The organism is Butyricimonas faecihominis (assembly GCF_033096445.1).
Lineage (GTDB): Bacteria > Bacteroidota > Bacteroidia > Bacteroidales > Marinifilaceae > Butyricimonas > Butyricimonas faecihominis.
The window spans coordinates 660184-684003 of record NZ_AP028155.1 but is presented as its reverse complement, the minus strand read 5'-3'; the positions used below and the strand labels follow the sequence as shown (position 1 = coordinate 684003).

The 23820-nt window shown below is 42.2% G+C and carries 21 protein-coding genes; 2 read left to right on the top strand and 19 right to left on the bottom strand.

Annotated features, from left to right (window positions below; translation table 11 throughout):
* Window positions 1-43: 43 nt before the first annotated feature.
* Window positions 44-898: a signal peptidase I gene (gene lepB, locus R8806_RS02890; protein ID WP_151411465.1), complete on the top strand. Its 855-nt coding sequence runs from the start codon at window positions 44-46 to the stop codon at window positions 896-898.
* Window positions 899-946: 48 nt separating this feature from the next.
* Here lepB and R8806_RS02885 read toward each other — a convergent pair whose 3' ends face one another.
* The 11 genes from R8806_RS02885 to R8806_RS02835 all read right to left on the bottom strand — a co-directional run bounded on the left by R8806_RS02885 (window position 947) and on the right by R8806_RS02835 (window position 14919).
* Window positions 947-1264, bottom strand: coding sequence for a hypothetical protein (locus R8806_RS02885; RefSeq protein ID WP_151411464.1), 318 nt, complete (start codon window positions 1262-1264; stop codon window positions 947-949).
* A gap of 128 nt (window positions 1265-1392) precedes the next feature.
* Window positions 1393-1956 carry a fasciclin domain-containing protein gene (locus tag R8806_RS02880; protein WP_167513893.1) on the bottom strand — a complete coding sequence of 188 codons (564 nt, stop codon included), beginning with the start codon at window positions 1954-1956 and terminating at the stop codon, window positions 1393-1395.
* Between the two features lie 50 nt (window positions 1957-2006).
* On the bottom strand, window positions 2007-3557 hold the full coding sequence (locus R8806_RS02875) for a RagB/SusD family nutrient uptake outer membrane protein (protein ID WP_124316960.1): 1551 nt from the start codon (window positions 3555-3557) through the stop codon (window positions 2007-2009).
* 4 nt (window positions 3558-3561) lie between these two features.
* A complete protein-coding gene (locus tag R8806_RS02870; RefSeq protein WP_317715760.1) occupies window positions 3562-7095 on the bottom strand; it encodes a SusC/RagA family TonB-linked outer membrane protein in 3534 nt (1177 codons plus the stop codon).
* 28 nt (window positions 7096-7123) lie between these two features.
* The gene (locus R8806_RS02865; RefSeq protein WP_124316962.1) at window positions 7124-8317 is read right to left on the bottom strand and encodes a FecR family protein; all 1194 of its coding nucleotides are present in this window, start codon (window positions 8315-8317) and stop codon (window positions 7124-7126) included.
* Window positions 8318-8364: 47 nt separating this feature from the next.
* Complete coding sequence (locus R8806_RS02860) at window positions 8365-8934, bottom strand: RNA polymerase sigma-70 factor (protein ID WP_124316963.1); 570 nt, start codon at window positions 8932-8934, stop codon at window positions 8365-8367.
* A gap of 246 nt (window positions 8935-9180) precedes the next feature.
* On the bottom strand, window positions 9181-12024 hold the full coding sequence (uvrA, locus tag R8806_RS02855; RefSeq protein WP_124316964.1) for an excinuclease ABC subunit UvrA: 2844 nt from the start codon (window positions 12022-12024) through the stop codon (window positions 9181-9183).
* A 934-nt stretch (window positions 12025-12958) separates the two neighbouring features.
* The gene (locus R8806_RS02850) at window positions 12959-13111 is read right to left on the bottom strand and encodes a DUF4295 domain-containing protein (RefSeq protein WP_072025905.1); all 153 of its coding nucleotides are present in this window, start codon (window positions 13109-13111) and stop codon (window positions 12959-12961) included.
* A 7-nt stretch (window positions 13112-13118) separates the two neighbouring features.
* Window positions 13119-13307 carry a 50S ribosomal protein L33 gene (gene rpmG / locus R8806_RS02845; protein ID WP_027202636.1) on the bottom strand — a complete coding sequence of 63 codons (189 nt, stop codon included), beginning with the start codon at window positions 13305-13307 and terminating at the stop codon, window positions 13119-13121.
* A gap of 11 nt (window positions 13308-13318) precedes the next feature.
* Complete coding sequence (gene rpmB / locus R8806_RS02840; RefSeq protein WP_027202637.1) at window positions 13319-13561, bottom strand: 50S ribosomal protein L28; 243 nt, start codon at window positions 13559-13561, stop codon at window positions 13319-13321.
* A gap of 98 nt (window positions 13562-13659) precedes the next feature.
* Window positions 13660-14919 (bottom strand): 4Fe-4S binding protein, encoded by a 1260-nt coding sequence (locus tag R8806_RS02835; RefSeq protein ID WP_167513892.1) that lies wholly within the window; start codon window positions 14917-14919, stop codon window positions 13660-13662.
* A 115-nt stretch (window positions 14920-15034) separates the two neighbouring features.
* Between R8806_RS02835 and R8806_RS02830 the strand changes: the two genes are divergently transcribed.
* Window positions 15035-17140 carry a M3 family metallopeptidase gene (locus tag R8806_RS02830; RefSeq protein WP_151411462.1) on the top strand — a complete coding sequence of 702 codons (2106 nt, stop codon included), beginning with the start codon at window positions 15035-15037 and terminating at the stop codon, window positions 17138-17140.
* Window positions 17141-17328: 188 nt separating this feature from the next.
* On the opposite strand, the gene nth is transcribed toward R8806_RS02830, so the two are convergent.
* The 8 genes from nth to R8806_RS02790 form a co-directional block, all read right to left on the bottom strand.
* Window positions 17329-17970, bottom strand: coding sequence for an endonuclease III (gene nth / locus R8806_RS02825; protein WP_124316555.1), 642 nt, complete (start codon window positions 17968-17970; stop codon window positions 17329-17331).
* A gap of 61 nt (window positions 17971-18031) precedes the next feature.
* Window positions 18032-18898, bottom strand: a complete 867-nt coding sequence (locus R8806_RS02820; protein WP_124316556.1) for an SDR family oxidoreductase — start codon at window positions 18896-18898, stop codon at window positions 18032-18034.
* A gap of 81 nt (window positions 18899-18979) precedes the next feature.
* Window positions 18980-19798 (bottom strand): SDR family NAD(P)-dependent oxidoreductase, encoded by an 819-nt coding sequence (locus tag R8806_RS02815; protein ID WP_124316557.1) that lies wholly within the window; start codon window positions 19796-19798, stop codon window positions 18980-18982.
* Window positions 19799-19808: 10 nt separating this feature from the next.
* Complete coding sequence (locus R8806_RS02810; RefSeq protein ID WP_124316558.1) at window positions 19809-21035, bottom strand: NADH:flavin oxidoreductase; 1227 nt, start codon at window positions 21033-21035, stop codon at window positions 19809-19811.
* Between the two features lie 10 nt (window positions 21036-21045).
* Complete coding sequence (locus R8806_RS02805) at window positions 21046-21777, bottom strand: DUF1295 domain-containing protein (protein ID WP_124316561.1); 732 nt, start codon at window positions 21775-21777, stop codon at window positions 21046-21048.
* Between the two features lie 154 nt (window positions 21778-21931).
* Window positions 21932-22681 carry a CDGSH iron-sulfur domain-containing protein gene (locus R8806_RS02800; protein ID WP_124316559.1) on the bottom strand — a complete coding sequence of 250 codons (750 nt, stop codon included), beginning with the start codon at window positions 22679-22681 and terminating at the stop codon, window positions 21932-21934.
* A 133-nt stretch (window positions 22682-22814) separates the two neighbouring features.
* Window positions 22815-23576 (bottom strand): YaaA family protein, encoded by a 762-nt coding sequence (locus R8806_RS02795; protein ID WP_124316560.1) that lies wholly within the window; start codon window positions 23574-23576, stop codon window positions 22815-22817.
* A gap of 3 nt (window positions 23577-23579) precedes the next feature.
* Entirely contained in the window at window positions 23580-23795 is a 216-nt protein-coding gene (locus R8806_RS02790) for a heavy-metal-associated domain-containing protein (RefSeq protein ID WP_027202647.1), read from the bottom strand.
* Between the last annotated feature and the right edge of the window lie 25 nt (window positions 23796-23820).

Here is a 23820-nt window from a genome sequence, read left to right as displayed (position 1 = left end):
TGTTTTATTACTATTTAGAACGTATTTTTATCTCAAGAAAAAAATGAAGAAAGTAATTAAATCCATATTCCAGTACGTGGGAGCCGTCCTGCTGGCCATCGTGATTGCCGCCCTGTTGCGCTTTTTTATCGTGGACTTTTACAGCATCCCTTCCGATTCGATGTACCCGACGATCGAACCGGGAGATTTTATCGTGGTGAACAAAATGTACATGGGAGCCCGCTTTTACAAAAACTTCGACTTTCTGGATGGCGCGCACCCGGAAACCGTGCGGGTACCGGGGTTCTCTTCCCTGAAACGCAATGACGTGATCGTTTTCAACTTTCCCACGCACACGAACGGTCGCTGGGATATGGATTTAGGAACATTTTACGTGAAACGCTGTATCGCCCTGCCCGGAGACACGTTATCAATCATCGCCGGGATCAATCATATCAACGGCCAAACCGGCTACGGAAACATGGAGGAACAACAACGCCTGCACCATTACTGTGGGGAGTATGCCCCGGGAATTTACAACGCTTTCCCCTTCGATTACTGGCATCGCTGGAACATCCAAGACTTCGGTCCCCTGTACCTTCCCGCCGCGGGAACCACTATCACCATTGACACGTTAAACTTTTCGCTATACCGCCACCTGATCGCTTACGAAACCCAAGCACCCGTACACTCGCAAGATCGCCAACTCTACATCCGTGACTCCTTGATCCGTGAATACACGTTCCAAAAAAACTGGTACTTCGTGGCCGGAGACCAAGTCTTCAACTCCCGGGATTCCCGATATATCGGTCCCATCCCCGAAGACTTTATCGTGGGCAAAGCCTCGTTCGTCCTCACGTCAAAAGACCCACACACGAAAAAATACGTGTGGCAACGCTTTTTCAAGAAAATAAAATAAGGGGTCCGCATAACACGGACCCCTCATGCCACCACGATCACTCTTTGTTTACTTCACGACAAAAGTGTAAATATCTTTTACGACATGGCTATATCCCTCGTTTGTAATTCGAATCGAAACCACATACTTACCAGCTGGAGCTTTATGTTCTAAAGGATAATAGAAACTTCCGTTTCCTATAATCCTCAATTCCTGTTTAAATACCATTGCATCTCCACCTTCTGTCGCAGTTACTTCTTCGATAGAATAAATCATCGGATCAGTTCCTTCTATACCCTGAATAGGTTGTGTTACCCAAGGTGCGTTATTCTTTATACGTAGGGCATCCACAACTTCGTCTAGATCCTCGATTTGAGGTATTTCCATGTTATCAGGTATATACTCGGCATTTTCAGTCTCTAAATATCCTACCGTAACATCATTACATGCAACAAGAAACACGACACATATTAAATATATAATACTACATCTCATAATTAATTATTTAAAGTTCATCATAATCCACCTAACACGTAATTATAGCTCAATGAATGTACAACCCCATTTGTAGGCTGTATGTTAGAAGAAGCAATATCAATAGTCACATCTCCCTTTAAATAGATCACCCGTACTCCCCCTTCTACAACATTACCATAATCTTCATAAAACAGCCCCATCCAAATACTCTTTCCAGAAAGAGTCGTATAAACATCTCCCCCTTCTTGTGTAAGATATTTTCCTTGGGGAATATCGTCACGTAATATCTTCCCGGCAAACAAATGATCCTTAACAATTTTAATACAAGCATCTTTATCTATGTCATTGATACAAATTATAAACTTGTCATTCATCCATTTTCTAACAGAGTGATTCGTGGGACCTATAAAAGTAATCGGGTCTTTCCCCTCGAACAAAGGTACCAACTCTGCCTTTTCTATTATTAATCGTATTGAATCCCAATTATAAGAGTCACTTTTTAGATATTCATACATATTTCCGTCGAAATGTTCCTTAGCTAATCCAGTATTCTCAAAATTCCAATTTGTAGAACACCCTCCTATCAAAAGGAGTACTATCATTGTAACTAATAATTTACTCATAATAACTACATTGTATATTTTACCAATCATTACCATCTTGCTAACCAATACGGATTCTGACGCATTAAAGTATTGCGCTGCATTTCCGTATCCATTATCGGAACATATAACGCTCCATCTTTTACATCCTGTTCGGAAAGTTTCTCGAACGTTTCAGAAATCATTCCCGGGAAATTATAGTATCCGTTCCGAACAATATCATAATACCGTTCTCCGTCAAAAAACATTTCTCGTTCCCTCTCCCTGAATATTGCCATCTGTAAACCTTCAGTATCAGTATCCGCAGGATAGATTTTTGCATGAGCCCGATTTCTAACATAATTCAAATCATCTTCTGCCCCCGGCAAATTTGCACGACAACGTGCTTCTGCTCGTAGTAAATAAATTTCAGCCAAACGCCAAAATATTTTATTACCATCTACATTTATCATTTCCGCCGGAACCCAAGCCGCATCCAATAATGGTTTACGCCAGAAATATGGATAAGCGTAGCCGCCCGTAACCTCATTATCAGTTTCTGCCATTTCATCAAATTTCCAAAAATAAGCCGCACGTCTTAAATCCTCATCACCCCAAATCTTCTTTACCCGATCATTTTTTATGAGATAAAGATTTTCATATTGATTATTAGACAAAGAGCCAAAGGGGTTTAACGGATATCCCCCATAGCCATAGTTTGCCCCTATATGGAAATTTATACCCGGGGAAAAACGTCCGGTCGTGAAACCAAAGTCAATACTACTATTCAACAATTCAAAAACAGATTCAGAACTCATGCGATCCATGACAACAGAACAGACTTCTTCAGGCGTATCAACCATTTTATAAATCCCCACTTTATTTTCAATAATTAAAGTACAGTACTTTTCAGTCTCCTTGTAAGCATCCGGATCATTGAATAAACCACCTTTCCATGCGTAAATGTTAGCTAAAAGTGCCGCAGCCGCTCCCTTATGTGCATAATATTTTTTCAATTTCTGTCCGTTATAATCAACTGCCTCATCATAGTTTTTTAACAGATCAAAAGCTTTCAAAGCATTAGACAACGCTGTATCTAATACAACTTTCGCATCACTACGCCCTAACGGATCTATACTTTTGGCATCTCTAGTAATCGGAGCGTTTCCCCAACGTCTAGCAATTTCATAATACATCAAACCTTTAGCAAAATAGCAATGTCCCTTGTAAAAATTCTCTCTATCTTTGTGCAAATTCTGAACACGATACAGATTGTCCAATATCAAGTTAGATTGAAAGATTACATTATAGTGAAGAATCCAGCTCGTCCCGGCAACTTTTTTAAAGGCCTCAACAGAGAGATTTTTCAATTCATTTGCATAAGAGTAATATTCATTACATTGGTCATATACTAGTCCCATTTTGTGATGAGGTTGCAATTGATATTGAAAATATACTTCTCGCATTTTAGCATACATATCAATATACGTTTTGTGTACATCCTGTTCATTTTGGAAATAGTTCGTGTAGGTTACAGCAATTTCAGGCTCTACATCCAACATATCTCCACAAGAACAACACACGAATAATCCCGCTATATATAACAATCTTTTTAGTCTCATGTTTTTAAAAATTAAGAGTTAAACCAATGGTCCATTTTCGTGCTAACGGGTAAGTATTAAAATCATCCTGCCCATTTTCTATGCTAACAACCTCCGGATCGACACCCGAATAATTAGAAAGAATAAACACATTCTCTCCTGTAATAAACGCTCTTAATCCAACCATCCCTACTTTCCTAGCCCATTCTTTCGGAAGATTATAACCTAACGTGAGTTGCTTGAGTTTCATGTAAGAAACTGTTTCAAGATTAGATTCCAGCATACCTCCCATTGTATTCAATGTTCCCAGACGAGCATATTGAGCCTTATGATTATTTTCCGTCCAGAAAGAGGCCTTATCCGTATTGATATACAATGCCTGTCCACCTTGTCCACCATTATAAGCATCCAATGAACGAATATCATAAGTTTTATACATATCCCTTCCCAAAGAATAGGTAAAAAGTAAATTTAAATCAAAATCCCGCCACCTTAGTTCATTAGCCCAACCGCCATAAAGTTTCGGTACAGAAGAACCTACTCTCACGAAATCAGATATATCTATTTTTCCATCGCCATTGACATCCATAACTTTAGGATCCCCTGCCGTAAAATATTGCGTTTCATACATCGGCATTAAATACTTTTTAAATCCGTCAGCCTGATAATAAACAGGAACTTCATCTTGTGAATTATAATAGCCATTGTCTTTATATAAATAAATATTGAAAAGAGGTTTACCTATAATAAACGTATCCTCATCTTTACCCGAATAAGATTTTTCAAAACGATTCCAGTTTCTAGAAGCTGTTATTTTACTTCGCCAAGTAACTTTAGTCTCTCTAAGAATATCACAAGTAACTTCAAATTCAATACCTTCATTAGAAACTTCCATGGCATTCCGCCATTGTTTAGAGAATCCACCTAAAAAACTTCCTCCGCTTGGCAGGTTTACTTTCCATAGTTTATCTTTCGTATAACGATAATAATAATCAAATTTAAATTTGATCCGATAATCAAGAAAATCCAAGTCCAATCCCAAATCATATTGATCCGATTGTTCCCAACCCAGTTTCCGATTCAAGATACCGCTAGCCCTCATTCCTCGTTCTCCATCATAAATAGCGCCTATTTCCATCAATCCATGAGCAAGATAAGCCTTATCAAACTGTACTCCGGATTGTCCCCAGCTTGCTCGAATTTTTCCATAACTTAACCAATTAACTGATTTCAAAAAAGATTCGTCTGAAAATGTCCAACCAATAGCCACTGACGGAAATGTTGCCCAACGTTGATCTTCACCAAAAACAGAAGAACCATCTCGACGCAAAGTAAACTCAAACAAGTAGCGAGTTTTAAAATTATAAGCAAAACGACCAAAATAGCTCAAATTTATCTTTTCTTCCAATTTAGAAGAAGCATGCACGGTTTCATAAGCCACGGGATCACCCCATTCGGGTTTCGTGTATTTAATAGGAGTTGTTCCCTGTATATAGTGAATGTAATCACTTGGAGTACCAAGAGCATCAGCATCATTTTCAAATAATTGAGATTTATCCATAGAAATTCCCAATAATAACTCAAAATTGTGTTTCTCTTGGATCGAAAATCTATAATTCAGAAGAGCCTCTCCCTGCATGAAAATATTCCGCGTAATTCCCTCCTCTATATAATTTTCATTCATTTTAGATACATCCATCGTGCTAGGACGAAAGAAGTTACGATTATTCTGATTATAATCAATACCACCATCTACCCTTACATTCAATCCATCTATAAATTCAAAACTCAATCCCATATTTCCCATAAACCGATAAGAATTATTTTTATCTATCTGTTCATTAAGAGCTTCTAATAATTTATCCTTTACCACACCAGAATTCAATGTTAAAGAAGAGGCAGTTCTCGGATCCACTGTTAATCCCTCGACCTTATAATTCATTCTTTTCCCATTCGGAGACTTTCCTCGACTACGATCTGTATAAGCTGCATAAAGACGAGTATCTAGTTTTATCCGTTTATGAGGTTGAATATTTAATCCCACATTCACATTCATCCTATTAAAATCGCTACTCAACATGATTCCAGATTCACTATAATATCCTGCCGCAACCATATACCGAATTAACTCCGTTCCCCCACTAGCCTGTAAATTAACATTATATACTTTCCCCGTACGAAAAGCTTCTTTGTACCAATCTGTAGCATTATTATAAAATGGATTCAAACTATCTTGTAAGACACGAAGTGCTTTTATATCATCCTTGTCAATAGGATTACCTTTGTTCCAGAAATAATCATATTGTCCTCCCATAAAACCACTTCCTTCGGCAATTGAATTAGGATATTCCCCAGTAAAAAAACTAGCTGTACGATAAGCTTTTAATGCTGCTATATTATAATTTCGTTCCATCATCCCACCATAATGTTTCGGAGCTTTCGGGAAAATAGAACCTGTATATGAAAAATTAGCAGAAAAGTTTGAATGTCCTTGTTTCCCTTTTTTAGTCGTGATAAGGATTACACCATTTCCACCTCTGGAACCATAGATTGCAGCTGAAGCCGCATCTTTCAACACTTCCACGGATTCAATAATAGACGGATCTATTTCTGCAATTGTATTGGTTCCCGTACGAGGAGAAGTGAATGAATACATGGGAACTCCGTCAATCACATAAAGAGGAGCACTATTACTAAGAGGTTCATCAAACTGTGAATTAAAAGTATTATAACCCCGAACAACAACTAATGTCCCTCCTCCTCCCGGAGCCCCGGACTGGTTCACGACCTCCACTCCAGACATGCGTCCCTGTAACAAATTTTCAAAACTTGCGGTCGGAAGCTCCTTCATCTCATCTGCCTTTACAGAAGATACGGCACCAATTAATTCCCTCTTTTTACGAGAACCATAGGCAATCACCGTTACCGCATCCAATTCAGATAAATCCTCATCCATTACAACCAGCACTTCTTTGCCCCGGTGAAATACCACCCTCTGCATCTTGAAACCAATATACGTGAATAACAAAGTTCCTGTCGAATCCTTTACCGGTAAAGAGAAATTACCATTCACATCTGTCGCTGTACCTGTTGCTGTTCCGGCTATCACCACGGAAACACCAACTAATGGTTCTCCCTTCTTATCCTTCACCACACCTTTAATTATTGTCGTGGTTACCTCAATCCTATTTTCCGAACCTTTTTTAGCAATAATAATCGTGTTCTCTTTAATCATGTATGATAAATTCGTTCTATCCAAACATTTATCCAACACGGTAGCTAACAATTCATTATTAACCTGAATAGTAATCCCTTTTACCGTTGCCACAAGATCCTTATTGTACAACATTCGATAGCCGGACTCCAATTCTATTCTTTTTAATACTTGTTCCAATGCCATATTTTCCAACTTGAGAGTAATCCTTTCCTTCGTCTGCCCGAAAGAAGTAAAACTTGTCATCATACTGAAAAACATCACGATAAGTATGAAAAAACACTTTCGCAAAAGGATATACCTCGGACTACACGACTGTAGCCGCCAATCGTTCAATTCATTCATATAGTTCAATTTTAATAAATAATGATTTTTATAATCGAGTTACGCGTACTGTTTTCGAATCTATAATTGTAAAACCGATCAAATTCGTGCATCTCAGCATATCCAAGACCTGCGAGATATTTTCATGTCGTTTAATACTCCCGTAAAAAATGAGTTCTTCCGTTTCCGGTTGATCAAATTCAAAAGTAAGATCATACCAACGTTCTAACTTTTTCGCAATAGAACCTAAACTCTCATCATGGAAAGTCAGAAAACCTTCATGCCAAGCCACGTAAGGAGCGATATCCACCCTCTTCTTTTCTATCTTTTGAATCCCCGGTACGAAAATGGCAATCTCATTCGGAACCAACGACACGCTTTCAGTATCCGCACATTCCGGACAACTCACGTCAACAGAACCGGATACCAGTGTGGTTTGCACTATTTTTTCATCCGGATAAGCCGCAATATTGAAAGAAGTTCCTGTAACCTTTATTTCCAATTTTCCACTATTCACGATAAAAGGTGAAGAAGTATCCTTCGCTACCTCAAAATAGCCTTCCCCGACAAGTTCAACCCGTCTCATCCCCTTAGAAAACTTCACCGGAAACTTCAAACGAGAATCAGAATTTAACCAAACTCTTGAACCATCGGATAACGTCAACAGATACTCTGTACCCCGGGGAGTAATCACCGTATTATATATAATCTCTTCCTCCCGCAATATATCCTCCTGCATATTTTGATAAACAATTCCCGCCGTGTCGTTTGTTGCCACGTTTCTTCCATCGATCTCCTTTACTTCCAACACTTTGGCCAAAGAAATGGTCTTTCCATCAGAAAGTTGTAACTGCACACCGGAACGATCAGGAGATGCAAGAGTTTTCATGAGATATTGTTCTCTTTCGCTTGAACCCTGTCGCCATAATATCGCAAATGTAACCACAATCATCAAAGAAGCTGCCACACTGCCCCACGTGATCCAACGCATCCGGTTAACCTTCTTCTTTTGTTGTATTTCGATTTTCCAGAAAACACGATCATATCCCTTCTCCATATCCGTTTCTCCATAAAAGTGCATATCTTGAACAAACCGAGAAAAATGCTCGTAACTTTTCAACAATTCCCGATTACGTTTGTCTTCTGCCAGCCAAGCCTCTAACTCAACCTTCTCAGAAACGCTTAACGTTTCTCGATAATACTTAAAAAGCAATTGTATAATGTGATACGTTTTCTTGTCCATGAAATCTCTATTGTTTTATAATAAAGACACATGAAAAGAAAAAACGACTAAAGAAAATTCAACTTTTTTTCAAAAATTATCATTAACAACAAATCTTTTTTATCCAACTTATCCCGAAGTAACTGAATAGCACGTTGTTTATGAGCTCTTACGCTATTAATAGAAATTTGTAAATTATCCGCAATCTCTTGATTTTTCAATCCATGAACGTAGGCCATACGAGTAACTTCACGACATTGACCGGGTAAAGTTTCTATGGCCTGGTATATTCGGGAAGAAATTTCAGATGAAACAATAGCATTCACTATATCCGTATCATCAAATACCGGGAATTGATTTTTAGCCTGATACTCCTTGACAATATTATTGTGCCTGATTTGATTAAGGCAAAGATTTTTAGCCGTCAGATACAAGTAATTCTTTATAGCGATTTCGTGTTGACTCACATTCTCTTTCTGATTCCAGAAATTCACGAAAGTATCTTGAGCAATATCCTCGGCCCCTTCCCGATCTCCCATAATTTGGAACGCAAAATAAACAATCCTGGCATAATAAGTCACAAAAATCTTCTTAAAAGTAACATCCCCCTCTAAATTATCCTGTAGTAAATTCTTCATATCGCCAGATCGTTTTATTCATATATCAATAAACGTTATAATAGATTTACAAAATTACAGAAATCACTGACAAATCAAAGAATGTTCACGAATCTCGAATAAAAACGTAAAATATTTTGATACGCAAACCTATCTACAGTCATTTAAAGTGACTACGAGAATCTTTCGAAAATAACTAACGGCAACGAGAGTTGCCGTAGCCAAATCACCCTGCAGAGGTCCATAGACCTTATGAACCTTATAAACTCATTTTCTCCCCCCCAACTCTTCTCGCAAGAAAGGAGCCGTTACGGATTTTTTGTTTAAAGCAACTTCTTCCGGGGTTCCGGTGCAAACGACAGTTCCCCCCATTTTACCACCACCGGGTCCCATATCAATAAGATAATCGGCCACTTTAATCACGTCTAGGTTATGCTCGATGACAATCACGGTATTCCCTTTATCAACCAGCTTTTGTAGCACTCCCAACAATATATTTATATCCTCGAAATGAAGTCCGGTTGTAGGCTCATCCAGTATATATAGCGTACTCCCGGTGTCTTTCTTCGAAAGTTCGGTAGCCAATTTAATGCGCTGGGATTCTCCCCCGCTTAACGTAGTACAAGGTTGTCCGATCTTGATATACCCCAACCCGACATCCTGTAACATCTTCAATTTGGATTGCAGGTGAGGCAGATTCTCAAAGAACTCTACCGCCTGATTGATCGTTAGGTTCAACACGTCACCGATGGACTTTCCTTTATAGCGAACCTCCAAGGTCTCTTTGTTGTAACGTTTACCATCACAAGCTTCACAATGCACGTAAACATCCGGAAGGAAATTCATCTCGATGGTCTTCACTCCCGCACCTTTACAAACCTCACAACGTCCTCCGCTCACGTTAAAGGAAAAACGTCCGGCCGTGTAGCCCCGGATCTGTGATTCCGGTAACTTTTCAAATATCTTCCGAATATCGGTAAACAATCCCGTGTAAGTAGCCGGATTGGAACGGGGGCTTTTACCTAACGGGCTTTGATCCACCACCACGACCTTATCGATTTCAGTCATCCCTTCTATCGATTTATAAGGTAACGGTGCAGCCAAAGCATTATAAAAATAAGCACTCAATATCGGATGCAAAGTTCCATTAACCAAAGAAGATTTTCCACTTCCACTCACCCCGGTCACGCAAATCAATTTCCCCAGAGGAAAATCGACACTCACATTTTTAAGATTATTTCCGGTACATCCTTTCAGGGAAATCTTCTTTCCATTCCCCACTCGACGTTCCGCCGGGATAGCGATTACCTTCTCCCCTTTCAGGTATTGTGCTGTCAGACTATCACTTTCCAGAATATCGGAATACCCCCCGATAGCCGTGATCTCCCCTCCTTTTCTTCCCGCCTTAGGTCCCAAGTCCACGATATAATCGGCATTCTCCATCATCTCCTTATCATGTTCCACCACGATCACCGAGTTACCGTTATCCCGCAATTCCTGTAAAGAATGAATCAACTTCCGGTTATCCTTCTGGTGCAACCCAATACTCGGTTCATCCAATATATAAAGCACGTTTACCAACTGTGAACCGATCTGAGTCGCCAAACGAATACGCTGAGACTCCCCCCCCGATAACGTCATGGATTGACGATTCAAGGACAGATACTCCAAGCCAACATCAAGCATAAACTTCAAGCGAGTTCGGATCTCTTTCAAAATCTCCCCAGCAATCTGTTTCTGTTTATCCTCCAGATGTTCCTCCACGTTACCGATCCACTCGTACAAATCAGATAACTCCATATTCGCTAATTCGGAAATATTCTTCCCGTTAATATAGAAATGCAGAGCCTCTTGGTTCAACCGTTGACCGTTACACACGTCACAGGTTGTTACGGAAATAAACTGTTCCGCCCATTTATTCGCTTTCTTGGAAGTCGAATTTTCCTCCTGCATGGTGACATACTTCAATATTCCCTCGTACGTCGTGAGGAAATTGGATGATACCCCGATCTCCGCATTCTCCAAACGGAATTGTCCCGGATAACCGTACAATATATCCGTCAAAGCCTCTTCGGGTAAATCCCGGATCGGTTGTTTTATATCGGCACCATGTTTTCTCAGAATCGTTTCGATCTGGTAGAAAATAAGAGATGCTTTATATTTTCCCAAGGGCAAGATTCCCCCAGCATGAATGGATAATGAATTATCCGGGATTATCTTTTCCATCGCCACCTCGTTGACAAATCCCAATCCCTTACATTTCTTACAAGCCCCGTGAGGAGAATTGAAAGAAAAGGTATGCGGGGCCGGATCTTTATAGGAAAGCCCAGTATCCGGACACATCAAATGGCGGCTATAATATTTAATCTCGTCAGATTCGTAATCTTTTACCATCATCACGCCCTTACCGTGTTTCATGGCAGTACCCACGGAATTTTTCAAGCGTTTCAGATCAGCCTGATCCATGACAATCTTATCCACCACGATTTCGATATCGTGCATCTTATAACGATCAACACTCATTCCGATCGTTATCTCCCGCAACTCTCCATCTACCCGTGCCGAAATAAAACCATTCTTCCGTAAATTCTCGAATAACTCCCGGTAGTGTCCTTTACGTCCTTTTACCACGGGAGCCAACAACAATACACGCCGCCCAGCAAAATCACGCTGCAACAATTCCAATATCTGTTCATCCGTGTACTTTACCATCTTACTACCCGTGGCGTATGAGTAAGCAACACCCGCACGGGCATAAAGCAAACGCAAAAAGTCATAGATCTCGGTGGTCGTTCCTACCGTAGAACGTGGATTTTTATTCGTGGTTTTCTGTTCAATTGAAATCACGGGACTTAACCCCGTAATTTTATCCACATCCGGACGTTCCATGCCTCCCAGAAAACGACGGGCGTATGCGGAAAAAGTTTCCAGATACCGACGCTGCCCCTCGGCATATATCGTATCAAAAGCCAAGGATGATTTTCCACTCCCGCTTAACCCGGTAATCACCGTCAACTTATCCCGTGGAATCGTCAGGTCTATATTTTTCAGATTATGCTCTCTGGCACCAAATATGGCTATATTGTTATCTTCTTCTTCTCTGTACTCCATGAATTCCTATTCCTTAAAAATCAACTTACAAAGATAGGGAAACTATTTCGAATGGAAGAAAAATTTATGATTTATGATTTACAATTTGCGAATAAAAAGTATAAACTTGATACCGTAAAAATCTAAAATCAGTAAATCTAAAATTCATGGAGTAATGTGTGGTAGGAATTTAAAATCGGAAATCAAAAATAAAAAAAAGGAGGGATTTCCTGTAGCGTCTTAAATGGAATACATTGGGACTGACGAAAAGATGTTGTATGTATGTGTGTGCGTGCGTCTGTGTGTGTGGTGTGTGTGCGTGGTGTCCCGTAGGATATATTCCAGTACTTTTAAGAACTCTATCAGAAAATCAGCTTAAACCCCAGTCAAAGCTATCCCCTCTCTTTATGCTAGATGATTCAATCTAATAACAGCTAAAAATAAATCATAAGTTCATCATCTATTCTACTTCTTTAACGTTACCGCTAAAGAAAGGTTTCGTTTTTTCTCGAAAAAAATCGAGAAATTTTATTTTTCAATTATTCAAACTAACTCTTCAGTTTTCAACCATCAAGAAGCATTCCTTGATTGTGAATACATAGAGTATAACGGGAATTGTTGAGATAGGTTACACTTTCGAGTAAAAAAATCATGATTTTTTTTGTCCTGATGAAATCCGGTGTAAGTAACTCCAAGAAAGCGTGTCAAACGTCATTTTTCAAACTCCCTCCCCCCTTCGGGGTACTCCCTCTATAAACAGAGGGAGAGCTGGAATACTTCCTGTCTTCGGAAAGAGTCACCAGCTCCTCCTCTGTTTATAGAGGAGGTGGCAGCATTGCTGACGGAGGAGTTAAAAAATAACTTTTAAATCAACCTCCTTCAGAACAAACTTCCCGAAACACACAAAAAAAAGAGCGCCTCACGACGCTCTTTCTTATATGAAGATTTTAAAATCTTATTTTTTCACGGCTTCTTTCACCTGATCGTTAGGAACCATTTGTTCCTTAAAAGTATAGGCACCGGTTTTCGGAGATTTCACCATTTTGATGATTTTTGCAAATCCCCTACCATCTGCTGTTTTAAGTGTTGCAACAACTTTCTTTGCCATAGCTTAATTATTTTATTTCTCTGTGTAAAGTTACTCTTCTCAGAATCGGGTTGTATTTACGCAACTCCATTCTCTCGGGGGTGTTCTTTCTGTTTTTGGTAGTGATATAACGAGACGTACCCGGCATTCCGGATTCTTTGTGTTCCGTACACTCCAAAATCACCTGTATTCTGTTTCCTTTGCTCTTCTTTGCCATCTCTTCTTACTTTATACGTTCTTAATTAAACCATTGGCAGTAGCTTCTTTCAAACAAGCACTAATACCTTTCTTGTTGATCAGGCGCAATCCGGCTGCAGATACATTCAAACGGATCCATCTATCTTCTTCTGGCCAATAAAAATTCCTCTTAAACAGGTTGATCTCGAATGTTCTCTTCACTCTTCTTTTGGAGTGAGAAACATGGTTACCAACCATCGCTTTCTTTCCAGTTATTTGACAAATTCTTGACATCTCTCAATATTTTTATAAACGCTTTCCAAACAGGATGCAAATTACGCACTTTTTATTCAAACAATCAAATGTTTCGGTAAAAAAGTTTCAAGTTTTTTTTACCTCAATATAAAATATAATATCACGAGGAATATTGCCAAGGCAATAAATTCCCGGATCACTTTTTTTCTTCTCTCCGAACCCGCCTTTGTATCGGCCTTTCTCAAAATATCCAGCAACGCCCCGGTAGGACAAAAATAGTTACACCAAGGACGGGCAAAAAATACGGATAAGAGTAAAAATATGACAGCCAAAGCGATGACCCACCCCGTTGCAGCGGTCAATAAAAATGCCGGGAAGGGTTCCAACGATGCCAATTCCAACGGGATTCCCCACAATAACAGAGCGAGAATCACCATAAAATAGATCACGCGAGTATATTTAAATACATTCTTCCACACTCCCTTTGGGGCTATTTTTTTCTTACGAACTTTCCCTACCAACTCCTGCGCTGCCCCAAAAGGACATAAATACGCACAATAATAAGCCTTATTCAAGAATAAAGGACAAGCCAAAGCCAACACGGCAATCACGGGCAACAAAATACGAGCCCCCCAAGGTACCCCGTTCAACAACCAGTTAAATAACAACTCTAATGAAACAAAGTACCCGGACCAGAAACCAAGAATCAACACGGAAGAAACCTGCAACACGTAACGCCAACGTTTCATCCGACTTCCCCTGAACATACTGGCTAACGCCAACAAAACCACGATTCCCCCCAAAGCGTGCTGTAACAATTTCATCCAATCCACGTCAAAACCACCCCCGTCACGTTCTAGGTAAAACTCCAGCGCTCTTTTCACACTCCCCCGGATGGCATCACTCGACATCGTGGCCCCACTCACGGCCTCCACGTTCAGTTGCTCGGCCTCCTCCAGCGTCTTGCCATTCCACGCCGAAAACAGGTTCTTTTTCTCCAAACGTCTCAAAAACCCGGGCGACTCGCTATTATCTAACAAGGTAAGTCCTAAAATCACATCTTCCTCGGAAACAGCCAAAAACAAAGGCACATTCCCGGCATAACCGATCAGATCGTCCGCAATCGGTGTCGTAACAAGTAATTTACCGACCTCTTCCCCGCCAGCCTTCACAACATAGTGAACTTCGTTCACTTTCTCAACACTCGTACAGGTCGGAAAATATTTCTTCACCGCATCCAGCGGAACAACATTCGAAACTTCAGCTTTCACCTCTTGATTCTTCGGGACTTCTTTGACCGCCTTGAAATTCAACGAAATCAGGTAAATGATAACACACAACAAAATTACCTTAGGTAACTTCGTGATAAAAGTTGCAACATTTTCTTGTATATCCATATCAATTTTATCCATTTTTGAAGGCCACAAAAATAAGGAGAAAATCATTTATTTGTATATTCTGCCCGACTTAATTATATTTGTCACATTCTAAAACCAAATAATAAAATTCAAAATGAAAAAAGTCACTTACTTAGTTTGTTGCGTAGGACTGGCGCTGCAATCCTGCCAATCAGGGCAAGTGAAGAATGAAAATCCATTTTTCAACACGTATGAAACCCCTCATGAGGTCCCCCCTTTCCACTTGATTAAAAATCAACATTATCTTCCTGCTTACGAGGAAGGGATGAAACAACACCAAGCGGAAATCGACGCGATCATCAACAATCCGGAGGCTCCGACATTTAAAAACACGATCGACGCACTCGAAACTTCCGGCGAATTACTGAACAAAGTAGCATCCGTGTTCGGTAATCAACAAGGAGCGAACACGAACGATTCGATCAAGGCCATCGCCAAAGAGATTACCCCAAAACTCACTGCTCACTGGGATGCAATCAACTTAAATGACAAACTTTTCGAGAGAATCAAAACGGTATATAACAATAAGGAGAAAGAAAATCTGACCCCGGAACAATTAACCGTACTCGATAAATATTATCAAGGTTTCGTTCGGGGTGGAGCCAACCTCTCTCCCGAAGACAAGGAAACGTTCAAGAAATTGAACAGCGAACTATCTATGCTCAGCCTGCAATTCGGTGAAAACTTGCTGAATGAAACCAACAGTTTCAAGTTGGTCATCGATAACGAGAAAGATTTATCCGGCCTACCCGAAAACGTGATTGCCACGGCTGCAACCGTAGCCAAGAATGTCGGACTGGAAGGGAAATGGATCTTTACCCTCCACAATCCAAGCATGATTCCGTTCCTACAATATGCTGACAACCGGGATTTAAGAGAAAAAATCTACAAGGCTTATATCAACCGTTGCAATAACGACAACGAGTACGATAACAAAGAAATCATATCCAAAATCACTTCCCTGCGAGTACAAAAAGCCCAGTTACTCGGTTATGATACCCATGCGGCCTTCATTCTCGACAACAACATGGCCAAAACTCCGGAGAACGTGTACGACCTGTGTAACCAAATCTGGAATGCCGCTCTACCGATCGCTAAAAAAGAAGCCAAAGAACTTCAAGACATGATTCGCAAGGAGGGTAAAAACTTCAAATTGCAGCCTTGGGATTGGCGCTATTATGCTGAAAAAGTAAAGAAAGCCAAATACGGACTGGACGAGAACGAACTTCGTCAATACTTCCCTCTGGAAAACGTCAGAGAGGGAGCCTTCTACACAGCCAATAAATTATACGGAATCACGTTCACGCAACGTACCGACCTCCCCGTACCCCATCCGGACGCTTTGGCATTCGAGGTGAAAGAAGCGAACGGAGATCACATCGGGATTCTATACATGGACTTCCACCCGAGAGAAAGCAAACGTTCGGGAGCATGGATGAACGCTTATCGCAAGCAATCCGCACTGGGTAAAAAAGTAACCCCGATCATCACGAACGTGTGCAACTTCACGAAACCCACGGGGGATGTTCCGGCATTATTGAGCTTTGACGAGGCACAAACCCTTTTCCATGAATTCGGTCATGCCCTTCACGGTTTATTGTCACAATGTACATATAATAAGGTATCAGGAACTTCTGTTCCTAGGGATTTCGTGGAACTCCCGTCCCAAATTATGGAAAACTGGGCCGCTGATCCCGAAGTACTGAAAGTTTACGCCCGTCATTACAAAACGGGAGAACCGATTCCGCAAGAGCTTATCGACAAACTAGAGAATAGCGGACATTTCAACCAAGGATTCGTCACGACCGAATTCATGGCAGCCGCTTTACTGGATATGGCTTACCACACGCGTAACACGACCGATCCCGTTAACCCGAATGAATTCGAAAAAGCCACGTTAGAAAAAATCGGACTTATCCCGGAAATCACGGTACGCTATCGCAGTCCCTACTTCCAGCACATATTTGCCGGAGGCTATTCTTCCGGATATTACGCTTACACGTGGGCAGAAGTACTGGATGCTGATGCTTTCGAAGCATTTAAAGAAACCGGAAACATCTTCAATCCCGAAAAAGCAAAAGCATTCCGGGAGAACATTCTTTCCAAAGGTGGCTCCGAAGATGCCATGACCCTTTACCAGAAATTCAGAGGACAAGAACCTTCTATTGATCCGCTATTAAAGCGTAAAGGATTAAAATAAAAAATTAGAGGATTGTGAATCACAATCCTCTAATTTTTTTATTTTTTCACGCAACCTTTTCAAGAATCCTGCATCTAATAAATAAATTCACACTAAGTAATAAAAATGGGTTTATTGCAAAAAAAACGGATGCTCAAAGTAGTTCCAATTTTAGGGTTAGTAGTAAATAGTGAAAAAGCTGTCTCTCGTCAAGACAGCTTTTTTTGATGATATCTGCACCACTCGGCAATCCCACACTCTTCACACTTCGGTTTTCTTGCCACGCAAACATATCTTCCGTGCAATATCAACCAATGGTGAGCCGTGGACAGCCACTCGGCAGGAATATGCGCCACGAGTTGTTTCTCCGTCTCTAACGGGGTCTTGGCACCCGTTACCAGCCCGATACGATCGGCAACCCGGAAAACGTGCGTGTCGACAGGCATGGCCGGACGCTTGAAAGCCACCGCTTCCATGACATTGGCCGTTTTCCGTCCCACCCCGGGCAACGTCTGCAATAACTCGAAATCATCCGGGACAATTCCATTGAAATCTTCTATCAACTTTTTCGCCATCGCTGACAAATGCTTGGATTTATTATTCGGGTAAGAGATAGATTTGATCAACTCGAAAATCTCCTCCACGCTCGCTTTGGACATAGACTCCGCATCCGGAAATTGCTCGAACAAAGCGGGAGTCACCATATTCACCCGTTTGTCGGTACATTGAGCCGATAAAATCACCGCTACCAGCAACTGGAAGGGATCATTATATTGTAACTCCGTGTCAGCTAACGGCATACGTTCCCGAAACCATGCCAACACCTTATCGTATCTTTCCTCTAATCGCATAATATTAATTTCTTTGCCTACAAAGATAAGAAAGCTGAAAATTAAAAACTTCTATTTCACCCTAATTTTCTCCCTTTTTTAATCTTGAGCCGACCAGTCCGGCCACGAATTGCTCAGTCTGAAGCCACAAATTCTGACAAGCCTCAACATCAAGAGCCGCTTCCGGTAGTCCCACCTGATGTTTATTCCTAAAAAAGCCTCCCGATATATTCACATACTGATCGGAAGTTGCCAAAAGTATAGCCGTCATCGCCCCTCGTTCCGGAGATTTAATAAACGGACGGAAAAATATATCCGCCAAAGGGTCATACCATTTGTGCATGGTGATCATCCCCGTGTTCACCACGCCCGGATCAACCGCATTCACGGTAATCGCACGCCCCTGTACCCGCCTTGCCAGTTCCGTCGTAAACATCAGTATCGCCAATTTCGAATTGGGATAAGCCTTAAAGCGACGGTAATGCTCCGGATCCAATTTAAAGAAACGATCTCCAACCTCTCCCATCTTACAAGTAACCGACGACGTGTTAATAATCCGGGCCTTCCCGGTTCTCCCCATATTTGGAAGTAACCAATTCGTCAACAACCAAGTCCCCACGTAATTCACCCCCACGGTCATCTCCAACCCGTCCTCGGTTGTCGTGAAATCTCTACACATGATTCCCGCATTATTCACCAACACGCTCACCTCCCGTCCGTTCAACCCGTCAACAAAAGAACGGATGGAAGCAACCGACGCCAAATCCAACTGATGCAACTCCACCCGACCGTTTCCCGTCTCTCGCACAATCTCATCCCTCACTCCTGCCGCCCGTTCAACATTCCGACAAGCCATAACCACGGGAACTCCCATACCGGCAATCGCTCTCGTGATCGCCTTTCCCATGCCCCCATTAGCCCCGGTGATGATAAACAAACCCTTGTTCATTTTAGATCCTACGAATTATATGATTCTGTGATTTTCGATTAGATGATTATAGAATCACTTAATCATTAAATCGACAATCACTCAATTTTTTTCATTTTCAATTGCTCTTTTCACTTTCCTTATCATCCACCTCACCACCCCGTAAGGCAAAAAGAATAAGAAACCGATAAAGAAATAATTAATCACCCCGGGAATCATTTGGGCTCGGTGACAGAACATACCGTTGATTGCCCGGCGAGCAAGCGTGGCAGGTTTCATCATCACACCGATTCGCACGGCCAACCGCTGCAAATGAAGAGGTAAATTATATAAATCGGTAGCAATCGCCCCCGGACAAACCGTGGTAACGTTCACCCCGTAATCAAGCATCTCCAAACGAAAAGCCCGGGAAAAACTCTTCAAAAAACACTTCGTGGATGCATACAACGAAATTCCCGGATAAGGGAACCAAGCTGACATTGAAGACATATTGAGGATATACCCTTTCCCCCGTTTTCTCATATCCTCCCCGAAATAACGACAAAGCAAAACCACCGTGTTCATGTGCAACATCAACATGGTCTGCACAACACCCACTGAAAGATTCACGATATGCTCGAACCGGAACATTCCGGCATTATTCACCAGCACCTCCACTTGTAACCCTAATGCCACGCAAAAACCATGCAAATGTTCCGCTGCATCGGGTAGTGATAAATCCATATAAAGAGGCCACGTCTGCACCTCGTACATTTGTGATAACTCCCCGGCACACCGCGTAAGGCGCTCCTCCTCATTACTGACCATCACGACATCATACCCCCGGGAACACAACTCCCGGGCATACTCCAAACCGATTCCCGAACTGGCTCCCGTGACGATGGCCACTGGATGAACACTAGGCTGATCAATTACTTCCATAAATCCGATTTCAATTTTTCTTGGAAGCCGATTCCAACTCCTTCAATAACTTCTTGGGCAAATCCGGAATATGCTTATGACAGGCCATCTCCCTAGAATACATACGGGCAATACAATAATTCGCGTGTTCGCAAGCATTCCGGGCATTCTCCTCCCTCCCCATCCGGTTCACGAAATCCGGTTCATTCAACAAGGCACGAGCCATTGACACCCCATCAAATCCGGCATCCAACACCATATCTATCTTTTCCCGGGAAACCAATCCTCCCACGTACACGAGAGGTAACTTCACCGCTTCCCGGAATTTCAACGCATCTTCGAAAAAATAAGCCTCTTTAAACGGTACCGTCGGAATCATCATATGTCCGGCAATTCGAACGCCTATCGGTAACCAGAATTGTTGCATATAATACGTCAGGCTACGGATAGGCATGGCCCCCCTCATCACGTACATCGGGGCCCGACTGACAAAACCACCACTCAGAATCAAGGCATGAACCCCTGCCGCTTCCAGTGCCTTGGCCACTTCAATACATTCCGGCACCTCCATCCCACCCCGGAATCCATCCCGGGTATTCATCTTCACCAGCACGGCCATGTCATCCCCCGCCGCTTTCATCACTTCCGCCATTACCATACGCATAAACCGCATCCGGTTCTCCAGCGATCCCCCGAACTCGTCCTTCCGGTGATTCGTGTAAGGAGAAAGGAACTGACTGATCAGATACCCGTGTCCGGCATGAACCTCCACGGCATCAAATCCCGCCTCTCTAGCCATATTCACTGCCTGTCCAAACGCCTTTGCCATCTCCACGATCTCCTCTTTCTTCATACCCCGCACCAACGTCGGCGAGTAGATATTAAAACCACTTGAAGCGGAAATGGGCGTGCAGCCACAAATCCCCTTGTGCGACATATTCCCGCAATGCCCGATTTGTATGGATGCAGCCGCACCCGTGGCATGTATATCGTCCGTAAGCTGTCGTAACGCAGGAAGGATCTCCGGCCTCAACCACAATTGATGGGGAAACGATAAACCGCTACGAACAACAGCCGCATAAGCGATTGTCGTCATCCCGATTCCACCCCGGGCCACCGAAAGATGATAATCATGTAACATTTCCGAAGGAGCATTCCCCGGACACATACCCTCGAATGCTGCGGCCCGAATCGTTCGGTTACGTAAGGTCAGCGGTCCGATCGTTAATGGCGTGAATAACTTGGATTCTCGTGTCATATTATTCTTCTTAATATATAAAAGGAATCACCCGTTTCAGACGACGTTTCTTCACCTCGTCCCCGAACATCCCTAAATATTTGTGATAAATTGTATTAGCTCTCGGCACTAAATTAGCGAACGTCCAAATGGCAAAAACCGCCCCGGAAAGTGACCACGTGAGAATGGCAAAACCGATCCATTCTACAATCTCGCCCAAATAATTTGCAGAAGTCACGTAACGGAACATCCCGCCCTTGGGCAAATAATGCCCCGTGTCACCGGGACGCCGCAAATGACGAATAATATGGTCCGATTGTATATTCGTGAACATCCCGGCAAAGAACAATATCGTCCCGATAATAAACTGCGGGGACATCAACCACTCCGGGGTATAAAGATCCGACGGGGCAAAATAGAAAATCCACCCTCCCTGCATACACGCATTCAACACATTAAACGTGATCCCCATCAACATGATTCCCATCGGCATTCTCCCCTTACCTTTCAGTAATAACGGGAAAATAAACGCACGCTGAAAATAATGTATCTCGAAAAAAATAAAGAAAATCAACGGCACCAACTCATATCCCCTATCCGAGAAATACCAGAAAAGTGCCATCGCTATAAAAACAGGAGCCTCCATCAAAACCCAGCCGATCCGGTTATCTATTGGTCGCCCCCACTTGGCATCGAAAAACATACCATAACCCGCTTTCACAAAGTACAGGGCTACAAAAACAATAACTGCAATTCCGGTCATCACGGCCAGAAAAATATGAAACACATCCATCCTACAATTTTATTGATTACACAAGTAACCAACAAATATCATGCCAATAAACAATAAATGTTAAGAACGATAGAAAAACTCAAACGCCAATCCAACCACTCTCCATTCTTTTATCTTTCAGTTTTCACTTTACCCCGCCATGTGGCCCCGGTAACCCGTCCCGGAAACGAATACTCACGTGTGTTCCGTCACAGAAAGGTTTGTTCGATGACGCCCCGCAACGGCATAGTGTAACCCGGTTACGAAGTTCGTACCTCACGCCCTCCGTATCGTCAATCGGAATCCCGCCCCGTACGAACAAAGGACCACTGCAACGCTCCTGCGGGTCTTCCAACAGCACCAGCGATGGTTCCAGTTTATTTTCAATAAATTCCCCTTTATCCTTATCCCAAGCCTTCAAACGACCCGCCGGGCAATAATTAGCCTCCCGGATCGTCAACTCCCTAGCCTCCGGATCATCGGACTCCTCCACGAGATTCCAAACCTTCCCGTAAGCATCACAAAAACGGGCAAAAGCACAATATTTCTCATTATCCGTCAGTTCAAGCGTAGGCCCGTCAACCACATCGGCATCTTTCAATAAAGGAATATTATCGGCTGTCAGCGTGGGATCCCAATTCGTGTTCAAGTGAGCCCCATCGCAATACGGCTTATTGGCAGAAGTCCCGCAACGACATAAAGCCGTGGGGTTATCATTCATATCGTACTCAACCCCATCCCGGTACGACCACGAACTTCCCTCTACATTCTGCACGATAAACTGTTGTTTTAAAAGCGGATGACCATACACTAGGTAAGGTCCTTTTCTATCGACTACAATGGAATACTGTTTATTGATTTCAGGTGTTCCCGGTTCTATCTCTCGTTCTTTCATAACTCTATCAGATTAATTATTACGATAGATATACCCGCGAAAGACCTTTTTTGTTTCTTTCCGGACCAAATATTTTAGAAAAAGTTGCAGACTGGGAGGCAACATGAAATATGTACCTGCAACTCTTTCCGTTTTACTTCTTTATGCGGGTAAAGAAATAACGTTCCTCGTCCGAGAGGTCAGCATTAAACGTGTACCCGTCCTCGTTGAAAGCCTTTAACTCCTCAGGTTCCTCGACACGATTCATCACGATATATCTCGTCATCGTCCCCCGTGCAATCTTGGCATAAGTACGAACTGTTTCGTATTTACCATCCCGCCATTCCTGAAATTCCGGTGTAATCACCCTCACCTCTTTCCTCAACTCGTCCATCTTCAACGCTCCCTGAATATCCATACTGGCCAGATTCACCATAATCCCTCCAACCTTACGCACATCTTCCAATAATGGAGTCGTCAGCTTCGGAACCCAATAATCATACAGGTTCGCCCCATCCAACTTCACGGAAAATGCGATCCGGTAGGCTTGAATCAAATCCAACGGACGCACCAAACCATAAAGCGTAGAGATAATCCGGACACGATCTTGAGCATACTTCAAGTCCTCTAAAGAAAAAGAATTCGGATCAATAGCTTTGAATACACTCCCGTTATAAGCAAACAAAGCCTGTTTGCGAGAATTCGAAAGTGAACCAAACCTCTGATAACGTTCGTAATTCTCCGCTGCCAGCTTAGGACTGATCTTCAACATTTTCTCTAACTCCGATGCAGAAAAATGACGCATATGTTCCGCCAGATATTCCGCCTCTGCCGTGTATTCCGGAGTGGTACCCGGAAGTTCCTGTTCCACCACGGACATATCCATGGTCTTGGCCGGTGATAAAATAACTAACATCGTTTATCTGAACTCTTCAACTTTATACCCCGCGTTCTCGAACGCCTTCTTCACCGAGTGCGTGTCTCCGGTCTTCAACATAACCGTCAGCACCTTGTCCGGATGTTGCAAATCCACGCTCCATTCCGTCACGTCTCTCAAACTATTCAAAAACGGAGTGACTTTCGATACGCAGCCACTGCATTTCAACGTTGTCTTAAATCTGAACTTTTTTTCCATGTTGCTTTCTTTTATTGGTTTATAT